Here is a 14,368-nt window from a genome sequence, read left to right as displayed (position 1 = left end):
AGTACGTCATCCTGGGCGTGAAGACGACCCTGCCCCTCCACCACGCGATCATGCACAACAGGGAGTTCGCGCTCGGCAACACGCACACCCACTTCCTCCAGGAGGAGCACATCGCCCAGAGTCTCCGCCGGTACCTGCGCGAGGAGGAGACACGCATGCAGACCCTCGCGGACTCCCTCCGCCAGGGGAAGGAGACGGCAGCGATCTCCGCCGCGGTCAACGTCTACATCAACCAGATGAGGCGCTGAACCCCCCTCCCCACAATAACCTTTATTAATCCATCCGTCCTTGTTATAATGCACTTAGGTGCAAACACTCGTGCTGCGGTGGCCTAGTTGGTTAGGGCGCCAGACTCATAGGGTTTTGAGCATCACGGAGCGCCCAGATCTGAGATATCTGGAGGTCGGGGGTTCGGATCCCCCTCGCAGCACTCTTTTGGGACGGTTTTTTTGTGATTATGTATTGATCTTCTGAGTGTGCTTTTTTGGGATATTTTCGGGCAACGTGAGAGTGCCAACGAAATCGCACCATTCTCCATAGTAGCAGTGAAAACGCCCAAAATTTCATGAAAGTTCGTTCAAGTGCAAATTGACCCGAATATTTGTTTTTTTAGATTTGAAATGTTTATCGTGGGACCAAACCGGAACAATAATTCATATGAACACATAATAACCGCTTGAATGAGTGGACAGACAGAAGAACCAAGATATCTATTTTCATCGGGTGTAAATGGATTATTTTTTGAAACACCTACCTCACCTCCAATCAGCATTCAAATCCGGCATCTGCGAACCGCCTCCATCGAACATCTCAAAATGGGATTGATGGACGACCCATTCAAAGACAGGCGCTAGGTTGTGATTGGATGAGTGCAATCATCGGCGGTATCAGGGAGGCTTTTGCTCCCTTTTTTGAGGATCCAGATCGCACAAAACTTCGGGACATCTTGAAGGATAACCTTGGGGAATTCAATCATTTGGATTATAAGGAATCAATGATTGGGGCGTCAAAACTTGCAAGAATAATTATTGCAATGGCGAATAGCATGGGGGGCACTATTGTCTTTGGAGTAAAAGAACTCGAAGACAATAACTATGAGCCAGTTGGTCTTGAAAATTTTGAGGATAAAACCCACATACAACAAAAATTGAGCACGTTCGTTCCTGAAAATCTTGACTATGAGATCCTTGATTTCGCGTATGACGAATCAGAATATGGCGTACTGAAAGGAAAAAAGTTTCAGGTGTTTTTGGTCAAAGACACGCCTCAGAATATCCCTTTTCTCCCACGGGGAGCCGGAGAGGGCATACAAAAGAACCGTATTTACTACCGCGGGAATACCAACTCCGAGGAGGCAACATACGAGCAGATTCAGGAAATACTGGCGAGACGGACAACAGCAATAACGGGGATAACGTCCAAAGAAACCTTTAAAAATGATTTATTTCAACTCGAAGAGTTGTATGGACATATCTCTCGATCCGATACGGTTTTTAAAAATATTTTTAGCGACTGTACTATTGGGAATATAGCCAGTTTATGTGACACATATTATGAATCTAAGCCAAATCCACATTATCCCCAAGAATCTTTTGATGAATTCATCGCCAAGATGATTGCGAGAAAGAAAAGCATAATCGAAAGTGCGGTCATGAATTGTGACAAAAGGGGACCATAATATGATCGGTCAACTACCAGCGGGGTTATAAGATGGGGAAGAAAGGGAAGCCCATTAAAAAAAAGGCTCATCCTGATCTCCCGCTGGCGAAGGATACCCTCGCAATTGCCCGGCAGGATCTTGATGCGGCGATGTGCCTATACGATCAGGGGTACTATCCTCAGGCCGTCTTTTTTCTCCAGCAAGGAGTGGAAAAAGGGTGGAAGGCCTTCGGGTATCACCACGGTACGATCACACTGGAAGAAGCAAGGAACACGAAAGACGTCGGCCATAAAGGGGCAAGAGTAGGAAAAATGGCCTTCCTGAAACTCCGAGATATCATTGGCCCTATGATCAGCGAAGTGAAGATGGTCCGTAGTTGTATCGGCACTTCACAGGATGGAGAAACGACAGCATATGAATCCTATCTCGACAATCTCGATAAAGATCTCCACTGGGCACAGAAGGAGATCGATAAGGTCATAGATTCTTCGCATACAATCACCTCCGACGAACTTGTAAAGAGATTGGAACGGTTCCGCGTCGAGGAACAAACTGAACTGACGTGTGAAGACCTCATAACATCCCCAAAGTTTGATCCGGAGATCGGGAAACTCATCCGTACTGGAGCAGTAAAAGAGGTCTACGCCCTCATCGGTGGCACACCTGCCACTAAGATACTCATAAATGATACAATCAATGGTACCTTCAACGACCAGAACCTCAAAACACTCCTTCTCTCTGTGATGAAGGGCATGGTCATCATCAGTCCGCTCCTGTACTTTGCCATCATCACCCAAGAACATGAAAGCCGGTGCCGGTACCCAGACAAAGGCTACTCCCCCATCAACGAATACACCAAAAACCAAGCGCTCATCGCGTACTTCCCATCCATCGCACACACTGCACAGGCCAGCCTTGAAAAAATGGACGAATTGTTTCAGTTACCACTCATTGGAGATCAATAACATGGATTCGTTACATATCTCTACACTTTCTGAGAACCAGCAAAAATGTGAAGCGAGTGGACACATCACCACACCAACGCCTGCCCTACGTCTCCTCGCCATGGCGGCTGACGATCTGGAAGCATCCACTGAACTTTACGCACAGGCCCACTATCCCCAGGCCATTTTTCTCTTCCAGCAAGCAGTTGAAAAGGCAACAAAATCTTTTGGCATGCATTTCGCCGGCATGACAGAAGCTGAAGCTCGATCATCTCGAAAAGTCGGGCACCTGAGCGTCCGGGTCTTCGAACGCTCCGCAGAAAAGATAGAAAAAGAGATGATCGTTGTCAAAGAGGCGGCCACTACATTACCTGAAATGAAACAGATAATCGAGATCACCGGGTTTAATATCACCCCTCTCGTCGATGGGATTCACGGTGTCGTCACAAACCTGAACGAACTATCGAATAACCACAAACAGTATCTGGATCTCTCCAAGGAGGATTTAACAGATATTTTCAGATATGTCCAAGAAAACGAAGATCAGATCGCTCGAATTCACAATATGATTCAGAAAAACAAACTCCCGAAGGCGGACGATCTTCTCACCTTAAGAAAGAATGCACATGCCACTCTGGAGCCGATTTGTGCCGCTTACCCAGAACAGAGGGCCAACCTTGAAAAAGGCGTTGAAGACTTCATGAACCTCTTCACGCAGAAAAAATTCTGGAAAGAGGTGATCGAACCGGTATGCGAGTTTGGTGGGGCGATGATCTCACTTTTTTGTCTCTCTTTTGTCATGCAACCCCATGCCATCGCCGCCCGCTATCCCGAAGAGGACTTCGATCCCCTAGAATTTTACACGTCGGAGCGTCCTCTCATCCAGGCCCTTCCCTCGCTGTACCACATCGCAGATCGATCTATTGATCGCCTGCGTAGACTCTATGTGACTATCGCCCTAGAGGTACCCCATAATAAACTCACTTGAATCAAAAATCATCAAAATAGCCCATTTTGAGGATCGAGATCACCGCGAACACAACCACTCCTCCCGTTTCTCCGGGGATCGATTATCAAAATGCTGGATATGAAATCCATGCCGGACCCGATCACCCCTCAGGGGTATCGAACGCCTCCCTCTCCGGGCGAAGCCCGTGATGATCTCTTATTCTTCGAGATATCCCTGATAAAAGATACTTCTCTCCCCGATTAAATATCCGATAACAAATCAGAATAAAATTAAACCATTTTTCGTCAAATAATTCCACAATGTATGCCCATTACTCATTCTGGTGATTTATCGTGTCGATTTATCAATCAATGAAAAATCAGTGGGAGACCATCACACGCGCCTATCCGTGGCACTTCATCGGCTTTTTGGTCCTCGCCATGCTCATTCCCAGGCTCTACGAACTCACCAATGTCTACTGGATCGGCCAGATCAGTTTTGACGCCCTGGCAATCACGGAGCAATACGAGTTCATCGCCGTGACGATCGAAATTGTCAACGAAGCGATACCATTCGGGATACTGGCGCTGATCGCACAGAACTATCACAACCGTGAAAGAGTCATCTCCATCTTAAAAGCAGGGCTGATCCTGCATGTGACCTTTGCCCTGATCGTCACCTCGATCGTCCTCCTCTTCACATCGGAGTTCGTGTCGACGATCGGGACACCCATCGAGATCGTCCGGATGACCACACAATATCTTGTGTTGAAGTCGGTCGCCCTCCCATTCGAGGCCGTGGCCTACCTCTTCCTCATCGCCATCAAGTCCATGCAGAAGGGCAGGGAGGCGCTCTACCTTGTCCTCGTCTCGGTCATCCTCAACATGATCCTCGACCTCTTCCTCATCTCGAACACCTCCCTCTCGCTCCACCTCGGCATACAGGGCGTGGCAATCGGGTACGTGATATCGAAGATCGCCCTGATGGTGATATCGCTCCTCTATACCCTTCACCTGCTTCATCTGGACTGGGTGACCATCGCCTCGACAACGTGGAAGGAAAATGTCGTCCCGCTGTTCAAAATCGGAGGGTGGACCGGTCTCGACTCCCTCGTGCGCAACGTGGGGTACATGGGCCTGCTCCTCGTGCTGAACGTCATCGGCACCAACGAGTTCGGCGGCTACGGGCTCGCCATGTGGGTAATGTGGACGCTCCTCATCCCGGTCCTCGCACTCGGGGAGGGGACGAGCGTCGTCGTCGGGAACTACTTCGGCGAGAAAAAGTACCGTGAGGCCAAGAACGTCGTGATCACGTCGATGATCCTCGTGATCGCGATCATGGTCGCGATCGCACTGATCGGGGTTCTGTACTGGGAAAACATCTCTGCCTTCTTCAATCCGAACCCCGAGATGGTGAAATACTCCACCGAAACATTCTGGTGGCTGATCATCCCCTATATCGGCTTTGGAATCGGCACGGTCCTGAGAAGCGTGTTTTACGGGACGGGCCAGACACGCTACATCTTCTATATCGCCTGCTTCGTGAACATCGGCATGATCCTGCCCTATGTGGCCCTGGTAAAATTGGGCTTTATTCCGGCCACCTTTACGAGCGTGATGATGTTCTATACGATCTCCTTCCTCGCCGATCCGGTGCTGGCCTATATCGGGGTAAGGAGGGCGATCACGCGAGTATTTCCCGCGAACGAGGGCGGTTCGACACGGACAGGTGTATCTCCCTGACCTCCGCCCTTTCCTCCCCCACCCAGAAATACTAACGAACTACTAAAATATGCAAAATTAGTATTTCATCTTCAACGAAATGTGCAACCTGCGGGGAGAGGAGGACAGAGAGCGGTGATCGAGAGGCTTCATGCCTCTCCGTACCGTGAAAAAAGAGAAGGAACAGTTCTTCTCCCCTTTCAGAAGAGATCGATACAGACGATCATAACCTTCATCATGGATACCTCCGCATACTCAGGTATGCCCACTGCCACCGACACCACCACCATCAAGATCAGGGTCCCCCTCAAGCACCGCCTGGACTCTCTCAAGGTCCACCCCAGGGAATCCTACACCGACGTGATCGAGCGGCTTGTGGAGATGGCAGTCGATGACGAACCCCTCAGCGACGCCACCATCAAGGCCATCGAGGAGTCTCTCGAAGATATCAAAAAGGGTCGGGTCTATACCCTTGAACAGGTCATGGCGGAGCTGAAAGACGAATGAGTTACCGCGTCTTCTTCTCCGCGACGGCCCGCCGTGACATCAAGCGTATCCCGAAGGACTACGCCCTCGCGATCGGTGAAGAACTGATGTCGCTCGCCGGGGAGACGGACCCGAAGAGGCATGTGAAGAAGATACAGGGAGGACAGAACCCGCCATTTTACTCTCTCAGGGTCGGCGAATACCGCGCCATCCTCACCATCGTCGACGACGTGATGGTCATCCACGTGATCGAGGTGGGACATCGGCGTACAGTGTATCGGAAATACTGATCGAAAAAAGAGAAGGGGAAAAATCAGTTCTTCTCCCTCTTCAGATGGAAGAGGAGGGCCACCGCAGTGTCCTCGTTCTCGATGTACCGGAGTTCGATCTCATCTTGTCCGATGAACTCGCCGAGTGCGGAGCCGTCGTCGTGATCGATGATGGAGATCTCCCCGTCAGAGGCGATGACGCCGGAGAAGTTCTCCGAATACCTGACGCCGTCCGCCTTTGTATACTCCTTATAGCCGGTAAAGGCCGATCCATTCTGTGCCGTGATGGTGTACCGGTGGGCAGCACTCTCACGGAACCCCACGGTCTTGATGTGCCCGCTCGACGTGCCTGTCCAGACCCCGACGATGTCAGGGGTGGAGGGCGATGTGACCTCCGGCGAGGGGGTTGCCGCACCGGTGACAGGCGTGATGGGTCCGGACTGCGCCTGCAGGCACCCGGCGGTTAGGAGAAACAGGCCGAGAACAACCGCAACAAGGAGGAAAAACGACGATCTATTCATAGTGGGGGATGGATTTTTCGTGCTGATAAAACCCGATCATTTGATACCGCATTTCGCAATTTCTAAAGATGATAGCGGGAAACGGCACACTATAAAAACTCCGATTGAGGGTTATGCCCTCTCTCTGCAGATGCCGCCTCACGGCGAAAGGACGTTCCGATCAGAGAAGACCGTTCATGAACGCTTCCGGTACCACATCGAGGGGGAACACGCCCCCTCAATCCCGCTCGATCTCCACCCCGGCCTCCCTGATCGTCGTCTCGACGTGCTCCAGCAGTGCGGCGTCGTGGGTGGCAAAGTCCAGCATCGAAAACCCTCCCACAAGGGGAATGGGCTTGAAGATCGCAAGGGGCGGCTTTCCGTTCTTCTCCGGCGTCTCGCCCGGGGCGATGACGGCGGTCGTGCCGTCCTCCCAGACGGCAAGGTTTCCGTAGCCCTGTGCGTCCCAGATCTTCCTGATGATCTCGCGGGTGTGCAGCATAGAGAAGAGACCATGCACGACGGGGATATCAAACTTCTGGTACCTGCCACTCCGGTGAAGGGAGAGAAAAATGCGTGAGAGAGCGCCCCCTTCACCGCCGCCATGAATGGCTGGTAGGCGTCGTAGGACTCTTCATAGAAGCCTCCGGAAAGAGTGCGGACGGTCACAGTCTCGTTTGCGATCACCGCCTTGAGGGCGCCTGACGACCCGGCCCTCCCATCGTTCACCTGGCAGCCGAGGAAGATGCTCGTCCTGGCCAGGGTTTCGTAACCGTTGTCCGCCGCGGTGAGGGTGACGGTGCGGGGGACGAACCCGACGGCCGCCTCCGTGCCGACAGGCGCCCGGTTCGGGAAACGCTGTTTCTGGAACGTGGCGTTGATCGCCTCCCCGAAGGCGTCGCTCCAGGAGAGGTTGCTGTAATCGACACTCTTCTCGACGGAGTGCGGGGCGGCAGGACTCTCACTCCCCTGTCTGCATCGACACCTCCCCCTCCGTCCCGACCAATCTGGCACGAACCTCATCCACCAGGTCCTCCGTCGTCAGGAAGAGGAGCGTATCGCCGGCCCCGATGACGGTGCTGCCGCCCGGGACAAAGCGGTTCTTCCCTTTCTGCATGAGAATGATAAGGGCACCTTTCGGCAACCCCAGGTCGACGACCTGCTTTCCCACAGCCGGGGAGTCCGGGGGGATGACCAGGTCGAGCATTTTGCTCGGAGTATCGGATTCCGCCTCGAACTCCCGCGAGAGTTTGAGCGGTTCTTCGACCGGGGCGGCGAGACCGAGCCGACGGGCGACGGCGGGGATCGATGTCCCGTGGACCAGCGCCGAGACGATGACGATGAAAAAGACCATATTAAAAATCAGGTCCGCACCGGGCACTCCTGCCACGAGGGGATAAGTCGCGAGGATGATCGGGACGGCCCCCCGCAGTCCCACCCACGAGACCAGGATCTTCTCGTTCATCGGCATCTTCCAGGGGAGCAGCGTGACCAGGACAGCAACCGGCCGTGCGACCAGGATCAGGAAGAGAGCGGCGAGCAGGCCCGGAACGACCGCCAGAGCGAGCTGCGAGGGGAAGACGAGCAAACCCAGTGCAAGGAACATCACGATCTGCATCAGCCATGCGATCCCGTCGTGGAACTGGACCAGACTTTTCCTGTAAACGAAGGTGCTGTTGCCCATGACAAGGCCAGCGACATAGACCGCGATAAACCCGTTTCCTCCGAGTGTGGAGGTCAGCCCGTAGGTCAACAGCACTATGGTCAGGGTGAGCACGGGGTACAGCCCTTCGGACTCCAGCCTGATACGGTTGACGAGAGACACAAGGACCATGCCCATCACGTAGCCGAGCATGCTGCCGACCGCCATCTGCTGCACGAACATCGGGACGAGGGAGAAGATCGACGATCCCGGGGTGAGGATGAGGCCGATAATGCCGGTGGTGAGAAGGACCGCCATCGGGTCGTTGCTCCCCGACTCCAGTTCGAGGAACGGCCGCAGGTTTCCTTTCAGGCGCGCTCGTGCCATCCGCAGGACTGAAAAGACTGCAGCCGCATCGGTGGACGAGACGACCGCACCGAGGAGAAGGCCCGTAAGCGGGGAGAACCCGAGGACCAGGACGGCAAATGCGCCGAGCAGGACTGCAGTCAGGACGACGCCGAGGGTAGAGAGGGCGATCCCCGGCCAGAGCACAGGCTGGATCTGTTCCCACTTCGTGTTGAGGCCGCCCGAGAAGAGGATGTAGGCAAGCGCAATAATCCCGATGGCCTGCGCAATCACGGGGTCGTCGAACGGGATCCCGCCCGGGCCCTCCGAACCCGCCAGCATCCCGACAATGAGGAAGATAAGGAGGGCGGGGACGCCGAGACGCTCAGAGAACTTGTTTGCGATGATGCTGATCAGGAAGAGCAACGCTATGCCGACAAGCACGATTTCGAGGGTGAGCGCCATGTATGAGTACATGAGTACAGATCGGGCGTGAAACGCTATATTCGTGACTCCTCGACCCGTTGAGCATCCTTCTGCTTTCGATCCCGCCGGCAAAAAGTGACGGGAAAGAACAGGCCTGCCGCACGAGACACGCCAGATATCAGTGGGGAGATCGTACCTGAATCATTATTGATCATACATCCGGGCCCTCCAACCATTGCGAAAGGCTGCCCATCCGCTTGAAAGCCTCCAGCATGGGAAGTCCGATCCCGGAACGACGAGCATTGCGGAAAAACCTCCATCGATCCCGCAGCCTCGGCCCGCTCTTTCCTTCGGGCGAGAGAAGATAATCGAGCGTTTCCCGCTCTTTTTTCATCCAGGCGAACCGGCCCAGCACCGATCTGGTATAGTCCTCAGGGTCCGGCCAGGAATCTGCCAGAAGTCTTGCACATTCCAGAGAATAAACAATTCCTTCTCCCGTGAACGGCGATACGGTCCCTATCGATTCGCCGACACCAATGATCACCTGGGGCGAACCGTCGCTCCGCGTCTTTCTGACAGAGAAGGGCGTCGAGTAATACGGAGAAGCGACCCGGACGAGACCATGACAGCCGCATTGCCGGGTGAATGAAAACTGCCCGGACGCATCCCGATAAAACCGTTCCAGAAGGCTATCGTGCTGGATACGGCCGATACCGCCAATGCCGATATGATAGTGATCGTGTCCGAGAGGAAAGATCCACAGGTACCCGAGTCCCGGTATCCGGTTCCCGTACACCCCCGCTCCGAGGCGCTCGCTCCCTCTGGATTCCACGATTACCCGGTGCTGCAGCGTCGGGAGCGTCAGGTCGGACCTGCAGGGAGGAAGGAGAGCCCGGTTGATCCCGGTCGCATCCACCACAATATCATAGTCCTCTGCCTTCTCCGGCACCAGATCCTGCCGCTTCAATCGGACAGATCTCGTGAGATCCTGGAGAAGCCGGGGTTTATGTACGGTGCAAAGGGGCGTCGTGGCCACAAGGCCGTCAAAATCCATCGGGGACATGGGTTCGATGAGGTAGTCGTCCAGGTCGAGGCCGACATCGGCGAGGTACGGTCCGATACCCGTCGGCGCACCCCACCCGCACGAACGGCATGTACAGCGAGTGGCATGTCCCCGGCCGTCATAGACATCCGGCGAGATCCCTCTCTGTTCGAGAAGCCCGGCCAGATACCCGCCGGCGATCCCGGCACCTGCAATCGCAACGTTCATACAATCCCCCCGGACGTCAGTACGATCACGGTGATCGCCACGGCATGGACCATCGATGCTCCCACCTGCTGCAACATTAACGTGTTGGCTTTCGACTCGAAATCAGGATAAACGGAGTACAACGCGCGGGTGCACAGTTGATCAATTCTTGCCCCGCAAACCGTGTTCATCGCTGCGATAACGGCCGTTGTGAGGATAAGAAGATATGCGAACTCCGTACTGCCGAGAATGGAAACAAGAGGGTAGAACATCAGGACGGACACAAGCAAGGTAACGATGCCGTACACCGTGGCGTGCGGGATCTCCGGAGACACGACGGAAGATGTCTTTTTCCCCCCCAACCGGTCGGAATGTACGTCCCGACGCATCATCGATACCGCGAAACAGGTCACCGTCAGGCCGTGCAGGAGCGACAGGATGAAGGCCAGGAGAGAGAATATGCCGGTCGCGGCATAAACGATCGTCACCGTCACGCCGACGACCAGCCAGGGAAAAATGTACCATTCGGTATAGGGCTGGTGCCCCAGCGCGATGCGGGGATGGTTATAGCCATAATCGAAAAAAAATCCCATGATAAACAGGAGTGGGATCAAAATCCGCTGCATCGTCAGGTATGCGGTGAGGACCACCACCAGGACCGTGATAATCGCGGACATCTTCCTGTAATCGCCGACAGTAGCCCACCCATAGACGAGGGGCCGGTCACGTTTCGTTTCCCTGCTCTTTTCACGCCGGTCAACCTCGAGATCCATGATATCATTCCAGATGTGGGCATCGATGTGGACGAGGAGAACTGCGACAACCGCGATACCAAATAAGCGCCAGTCAGCGCCTGAAAAACCGACTTCCCAGAGTGCCACTGCAAACCCGATGAGAATTGCACACCCGGTAAAAGGAATGAGCCCCTCGATCCGCAGGATGTGCCGGAATGTGCGAAAGTCGAAGCCATCTCCTCCAGCAGGAGGCGTCACAGTTTTTTTGTCATCATAATCGTACTCTCTGGACCGTATCATGAAACGGATATCACCGCACACATTTCCATACCAACGATCTGTCTTCGCTCTGTTAATCTGGCGGATATTCACTCCTTCGCACTTTTCGCCTCGAACGCCTTCAGTGGTCCGGGCGGCATTAATATTTTCGCTGTCGATACTCTCGATGATGTCAGGGTCCTCCCGAAACAACCAGCACCGTGATCGTCGAACCCGACACCCCGTATGAATACGAGAGGCGCTTTCCTCAATGCGGTATCCGGGATCACATTCTCGGGGTAACGCCCTCGGCCGCATCCCGGACGATAACCCGGCTGACAAAGCGCGAACTGGTAAAAAAGTTCGCGGCCTGCGAAATGAGAAGGAGATCACTCTCGAACTCACCGGAAAAGGATAGGCCGCATTTCAGAGCCATGAACCAGAAAGGCGTGAGGATCAGCATCATCGTCTCGCTGCTGTTATCAATATCACTATTTTCAACGGCGGCACCCTCTTCTTTGACCTTGTAGGCACACCGTTGCTCGCATGCGTTCGCCACACAGAAGAGACCGCAGTCGATGAAAACGACCACAAAGCACTTGGCGCATTGTATGCCACCCATTTTACAGAGGAAAGGTCGTCTAATGAAACAGTCCACATCCCGGTGCGGAGAGCAGCACTCCCATACGCTTGAAGACCTCGGCTGGACGGAGGAGCACAATGCGGCATTCTCAAAGTACGCCGGGCCGTATGTGCCGGGCCGCGTGGCCTGCCGGCAGAAGACCGTGTGGGACGTTCTCGTCGACGGCGGGTCCATCACGGCGGGGATCTCCGGAGCTCTGCGGAAACTCGGCCGCTTTCCAGCGGTTGGAGATTTCGTCGTATTGCTCGATCAGCCGGAGGCCGGCACCTCGACGATCGTTGATATCCTCCCGCGCAAGACCCTCTTTGCACGGGGGACATCGGGGCGTGAAAGCACCGACCAGGTCATTGCGGCGAATATCGATACGGTCTTTATCGTCACGGCCGCCGGTCATGACCTCAATGCCCGCCGGATAGAACGCTTTCTCGCTATCGCCCACGCTTCGGGTGCCCGCCCCGTTATCGTCATCAATAAATCCGATCTGGCGGACGACCCCGCATCGCTCGCCGATGGGATCGCTTCGGGCTCTCCCGGTATACCGGTCATTCCAATCAGCGCCGCGAGCGGAGAGGGTGTCGACCGGCTTGACCCGTACCTCCCGCCGGGAACAACGGTCGCCCTCATCGGTTCGTCGGGCGTCGGCAAGTCCACCCTGATAAACCGGCTCATGGGCTGTCCGGTGCAGGAGACCTCGCATACCCGGGACTACGACGAGAAAGGGCGGCACACCACGACCGTCCGCCAGCTCTTCGTCCTGGAAGGCGGGGCGCTCATGATAGACAACCCCGGTTTGAGGGAGGTCGGCATCGGTACGGCAGCTGCCGGTATTGCTGATACATTCCCCGATATTCTCGAACTGGCGGAGGGCTGCCGGTTCTCGGACTGCCGGCACGAACAGGAGCCGGGCTGTGCGGTGCAGGCGGCCGTGAGGGACGGAGTCCTCTCTGCAGCACGGCTGGAGAATTTTCACCGGCTCATGCGAGAACTCGAATTCGAACGGGATAAAGCGGAGATCGGGCTGGTGAGGCTTGAAAAGAAGCGCTGGAAAGAAATCGGAAAATCTGCCCGAGATATCTGGAAGATAAAAGGGAAGTAACGGCAATCCGGTGCAGTACCGATTGCAAATCGGACCCGGCATCTCTCGGCGGAAAAGGAGGGCCCGTCAGGAGAGGAGAAGGGTCTGTGTTATACTCTATGAACTCAAGGAGGGCCTCCGCCTCCGGATTGTCAGCGATCTCCGGCAGAAGAGAGAGGGTTTGAGACTCTACGCCGAGGGAGTTCCCGTCCGGGTGGCTGACTGCACCCAGGATGGTCGGGACACGATCACGCTCCCTCCCCCGTCTGCACCAACCCCTCCTCCTCAACCCGGTGCCTCTCAGAATTCCGCCGCACCGCCCCTTCGGCCGAGTTCGCATAGCAGTAGAGGCAGAGGTGGGGGCATGTCGAGTAGGCGCCGATGTCCTTGCTCCGGATGCAGCCGCAGCTCTCCCGCTGGCCTTTGTCCTTCAGGCCCTTCGCGGGAGTGGTCCTCCCGAAAAGGTCGCGTTGCGACGGCGGGCCCAGGAATGCCGTCAACGCGGGGTCGTCGGGGAAGAGGCGTCTGAGGAGGCGGTCGTCGATGCACCTGTTCTTCTTTATCCTGCAGGCGGAGAGGTCGACCTCCTCCGCACAGGTGGCGAGGGCAAGATCCCAGTCACTGTTCAGTGCGGCGAGGCCCTCGGCAAAGGCCCGCATCTCCTCGAGCCCGAACTCGCGGTACCTCCAACCGAGCCGCCGCCGCACCGCGCGGTAGGCGTCGATGTCGGCAAAGCTGAAGACCAGGCGTTCCGTCGAGGCGTGGATGCGGTCCCCCACCCCCTTCACCCGTGCGAGGAGTTTCTCGACGGTGAGGTCGTTGGAGAGGAGGAGGGGGTCGAAGCGCCAGATCACCCGCTCCTTTCCCACACGCTCAGCAAGCGCCCGGAAGGTCTCGACACGCTCGTCGAGAGGGGGCAGGCCAGGCTCGAGCCCCTCCCTCTCGTAATCGTTGAGAGTGTACTGGAAATAGTAATGATACCCCATCCTCTCGATCTCGTCGAGGTGCGGCACCAGGGGGGCGGGGTTCTTCGTCCAGAAGACAAACACCCTCGTCTTTTCAAAGGAGACCTTCTGGGAGAATTTCCTGTTGAAGGGGTTCGTCCAGACCGCATACCCGGCCCGCAGCCTGTTCATGAACCATTCGCTGTAAAATGCCGGGATGTCTGTCGCCCGGCTCGCCGAGATGATCACGGGCGCTACTGTCTTCATGCCTCGCGAAAAAAGAGTGGAGCCTGATCTCAGAAATATGTCCCGCCCTTCTCGAAGGCCTCCCTGCGGTCGTGCGCCATCTGGTACAACCGCTCTTCCACCTCCCGGTCGCCGAGGACATACCCCTTCCAGACATCGGTGTTCGGGTCCTCGGGCACGACGATGATCCCCTTCTGCTCCGCCACCCTGTCCAGGATGAAAGACGCCGCCTTCTCGACAGGATAGGCGTCGTCCGGGACCCGCAGGTCGCCGTGGG

The 14,368-nt window shown here is 55.5% G+C and carries 15 protein-coding genes, 1 tRNA gene and 2 pseudogenes; 10 read left to right on the top strand and 8 right to left on the bottom strand.

Annotated elements, in window-relative coordinates:
* The 8 genes and pseudogenes from PHP59_RS07385 to PHP59_RS07350 form a co-directional block, all read left to right on the top strand.
* Positions 1–248 (top strand): annotated as a pseudogene (locus tag PHP59_RS07385) (acetyl-CoA carboxylase biotin carboxylase subunit); the annotation flags it as partial.
* Between the two features lie 72 nt (positions 249–320).
* Positions 321–430: transfer RNA gene (locus PHP59_RS07380), tRNA-Met, on the top strand.
* A gap of 435 nt (positions 431–865) precedes the next feature.
* Positions 866–1,678: a helix-turn-helix domain-containing protein gene (locus PHP59_RS07375; RefSeq protein WP_300165567.1), complete on the top strand. Its 813-nt coding sequence runs from the start codon at positions 866–868 to the stop codon at positions 1,676–1,678.
* Positions 1,679–1,710: 32 nt separating this feature from the next.
* Complete coding sequence (locus tag PHP59_RS07370; RefSeq protein WP_300165565.1) at positions 1,711–2,625, top strand: HEPN domain-containing protein; 915 nt, start codon at positions 1,711–1,713, stop codon at positions 2,623–2,625.
* Position 2,626: 1 nt separating this feature from the next.
* Entirely contained in the window at positions 2,627–3,592 is a 966-nt protein-coding gene (locus PHP59_RS07365) for a HEPN domain-containing protein (RefSeq protein WP_300165563.1), read from the top strand.
* Positions 3,593–3,924: 332 nt separating this feature from the next.
* Positions 3,925–5,295 (top strand): MATE family efflux transporter, encoded by a 1,371-nt coding sequence (locus tag PHP59_RS07360; protein WP_300165561.1) that lies wholly within the window; start codon positions 3,925–3,927, stop codon positions 5,293–5,295.
* A gap of 240 nt (positions 5,296–5,535) precedes the next feature.
* Positions 5,536–5,781 (top strand): hypothetical protein, encoded by a 246-nt coding sequence (locus PHP59_RS07355; RefSeq protein WP_300165559.1) that lies wholly within the window; start codon positions 5,536–5,538, stop codon positions 5,779–5,781.
* Positions 5,778–6,050 carry a type II toxin-antitoxin system RelE/ParE family toxin gene (locus PHP59_RS07350; RefSeq protein ID WP_300165558.1) on the top strand — a complete coding sequence of 91 codons (273 nt, stop codon included), beginning with the start codon at positions 5,778–5,780 and terminating at the stop codon, positions 6,048–6,050. The genes PHP59_RS07355 and PHP59_RS07350 overlap by 4 nt, the downstream gene beginning before the upstream one ends.
* Before the next feature lie 23 nt (positions 6,051–6,073).
* On the opposite strand, the gene PHP59_RS07345 is transcribed toward PHP59_RS07350, so the two are convergent.
* On the bottom strand, positions 6,074–6,550 hold the full coding sequence (locus PHP59_RS07345; protein WP_300165556.1) for a hypothetical protein: 477 nt from the start codon (positions 6,548–6,550) through the stop codon (positions 6,074–6,076).
* Positions 6,551–6,767: 217 nt separating this feature from the next.
* Entirely contained in the window at positions 6,768–7,031 is a 264-nt protein-coding gene (locus tag PHP59_RS07340) for a hypothetical protein (protein ID WP_300165554.1), read from the bottom strand.
* A gap of 273 nt (positions 7,032–7,304) precedes the next feature.
* On the opposite strand from PHP59_RS07340, the gene PHP59_RS07335 reads away from it, so the two are divergent.
* Positions 7,305–7,451 (top strand): hypothetical protein, encoded by a 147-nt coding sequence (locus tag PHP59_RS07335; RefSeq protein WP_300165552.1) that lies wholly within the window; start codon positions 7,305–7,307, stop codon positions 7,449–7,451.
* Positions 7,452–7,490: 39 nt separating this feature from the next.
* Here the strand turns inward: PHP59_RS07335 and PHP59_RS07330 are convergent, their stop codons facing one another.
* From PHP59_RS07330 to PHP59_RS07315, 4 genes are all read right to left on the bottom strand, one after another.
* Positions 7,491–8,993, bottom strand: coding sequence for a potassium/proton antiporter (locus tag PHP59_RS07330; RefSeq protein WP_300165550.1), 1,503 nt, complete (start codon positions 8,991–8,993; stop codon positions 7,491–7,493).
* A 160-nt stretch (positions 8,994–9,153) separates the two neighbouring features.
* On the bottom strand, positions 9,154–10,212 hold the full coding sequence (locus PHP59_RS07325; RefSeq protein WP_300165548.1) for a hypothetical protein: 1,059 nt from the start codon (positions 10,210–10,212) through the stop codon (positions 9,154–9,156).
* Positions 10,209–11,396, bottom strand: coding sequence for a prenyltransferase (locus tag PHP59_RS07320; protein WP_300165546.1), 1,188 nt, complete (start codon positions 11,394–11,396; stop codon positions 10,209–10,211). Before PHP59_RS07320 ends, PHP59_RS07325 begins: the two co-directional genes overlap by 4 nt.
* Before the next feature lie 73 nt (positions 11,397–11,469).
* Positions 11,470–11,742: a hypothetical protein gene (locus tag PHP59_RS07315; RefSeq protein ID WP_300165544.1), complete on the bottom strand. Its 273-nt coding sequence runs from the start codon at positions 11,740–11,742 to the stop codon at positions 11,470–11,472.
* 85 nt (positions 11,743–11,827) lie between these two features.
* On the opposite strand from PHP59_RS07315, the gene rsgA reads away from it, so the two are divergent.
* On the top strand, positions 11,828–12,922 hold the full coding sequence (gene rsgA / locus PHP59_RS07310; protein ID WP_300165542.1) for a ribosome small subunit-dependent GTPase A: 1,095 nt from the start codon (positions 11,828–11,830) through the stop codon (positions 12,920–12,922).
* 227 nt (positions 12,923–13,149) lie between these two features.
* Here the strand turns inward: rsgA and PHP59_RS07305 are convergent, their stop codons facing one another.
* Complete coding sequence (locus PHP59_RS07305) at positions 13,150–14,112, bottom strand: DUF1848 domain-containing protein (RefSeq protein WP_300165540.1); 963 nt, start codon at positions 14,110–14,112, stop codon at positions 13,150–13,152.
* A gap of 29 nt (positions 14,113–14,141) precedes the next feature.
* Positions 14,142–14,368 (bottom strand): annotated as a pseudogene (locus PHP59_RS07300) (SDR family NAD(P)-dependent oxidoreductase); the annotation flags it as partial.

Origin of the sequence: Methanofollis sp. (assembly GCF_028702905.1) — an archaeon.
In the GTDB taxonomy this organism is placed as follows: domain Archaea; phylum Halobacteriota; class Methanomicrobia; order Methanomicrobiales; family Methanofollaceae; genus Methanofollis.
This window is presented reverse-complemented; position numbering and strand designations above follow the sequence as displayed.

Bases quoted from the DNA above. Each gene is read 5' to 3' on its own strand.
- PHP59_RS07330 (WP_300165550.1), bottom strand. From the start codon at position 8,993: ATGTACTCATACATGGCGCTCACCCTCGAAATCGTGCTTGTCGGCATA.
- PHP59_RS07365 (WP_300165563.1), top strand. From the start codon at position 2,627: ATGGATTCGTTACATATCTCTACACTTTCTGAGAACCAGCAAAAATGT.
- PHP59_RS07325 (WP_300165548.1), bottom strand. From the start codon at position 10,212: ATGAACGTTGCGATTGCAGGTGCCGGGATCGCCGGCGGGTATCTGGCC.
- PHP59_RS07340 (WP_300165554.1), bottom strand. From the start codon at position 7,031: ATGCTGCACACCCGCGAGATCATCAGGAAGATCTGGGACGCACAGGGC.
- rsgA (WP_300165542.1), top strand. From the start codon at position 11,828: ATGAAACAGTCCACATCCCGGTGCGGAGAGCAGCACTCCCATACGCTT.
- PHP59_RS07355 (WP_300165559.1), top strand. From the start codon at position 5,536: ATGCCCACTGCCACCGACACCACCACCATCAAGATCAGGGTCCCCCTC.
- PHP59_RS07305 (WP_300165540.1), bottom strand. From the start codon at position 14,112: ATGAAGACAGTAGCGCCCGTGATCATCTCGGCGAGCCGGGCGACAGAC.
- PHP59_RS07375 (WP_300165567.1), top strand. From the start codon at position 866: ATGAGTGCAATCATCGGCGGTATCAGGGAGGCTTTTGCTCCCTTTTTT.
- PHP59_RS07360 (WP_300165561.1), top strand. From the start codon at position 3,925: ATGAAAAATCAGTGGGAGACCATCACACGCGCCTATCCGTGGCACTTC.
- PHP59_RS07370 (WP_300165565.1), top strand. From the start codon at position 1,711: ATGGGGAAGAAAGGGAAGCCCATTAAAAAAAAGGCTCATCCTGATCTC.
- PHP59_RS07345 (WP_300165556.1), bottom strand. From the start codon at position 6,550: ATGAATAGATCGTCGTTTTTCCTCCTTGTTGCGGTTGTTCTCGGCCTG.
- PHP59_RS07350 (WP_300165558.1), top strand. From the start codon at position 5,778: ATGAGTTACCGCGTCTTCTTCTCCGCGACGGCCCGCCGTGACATCAAG.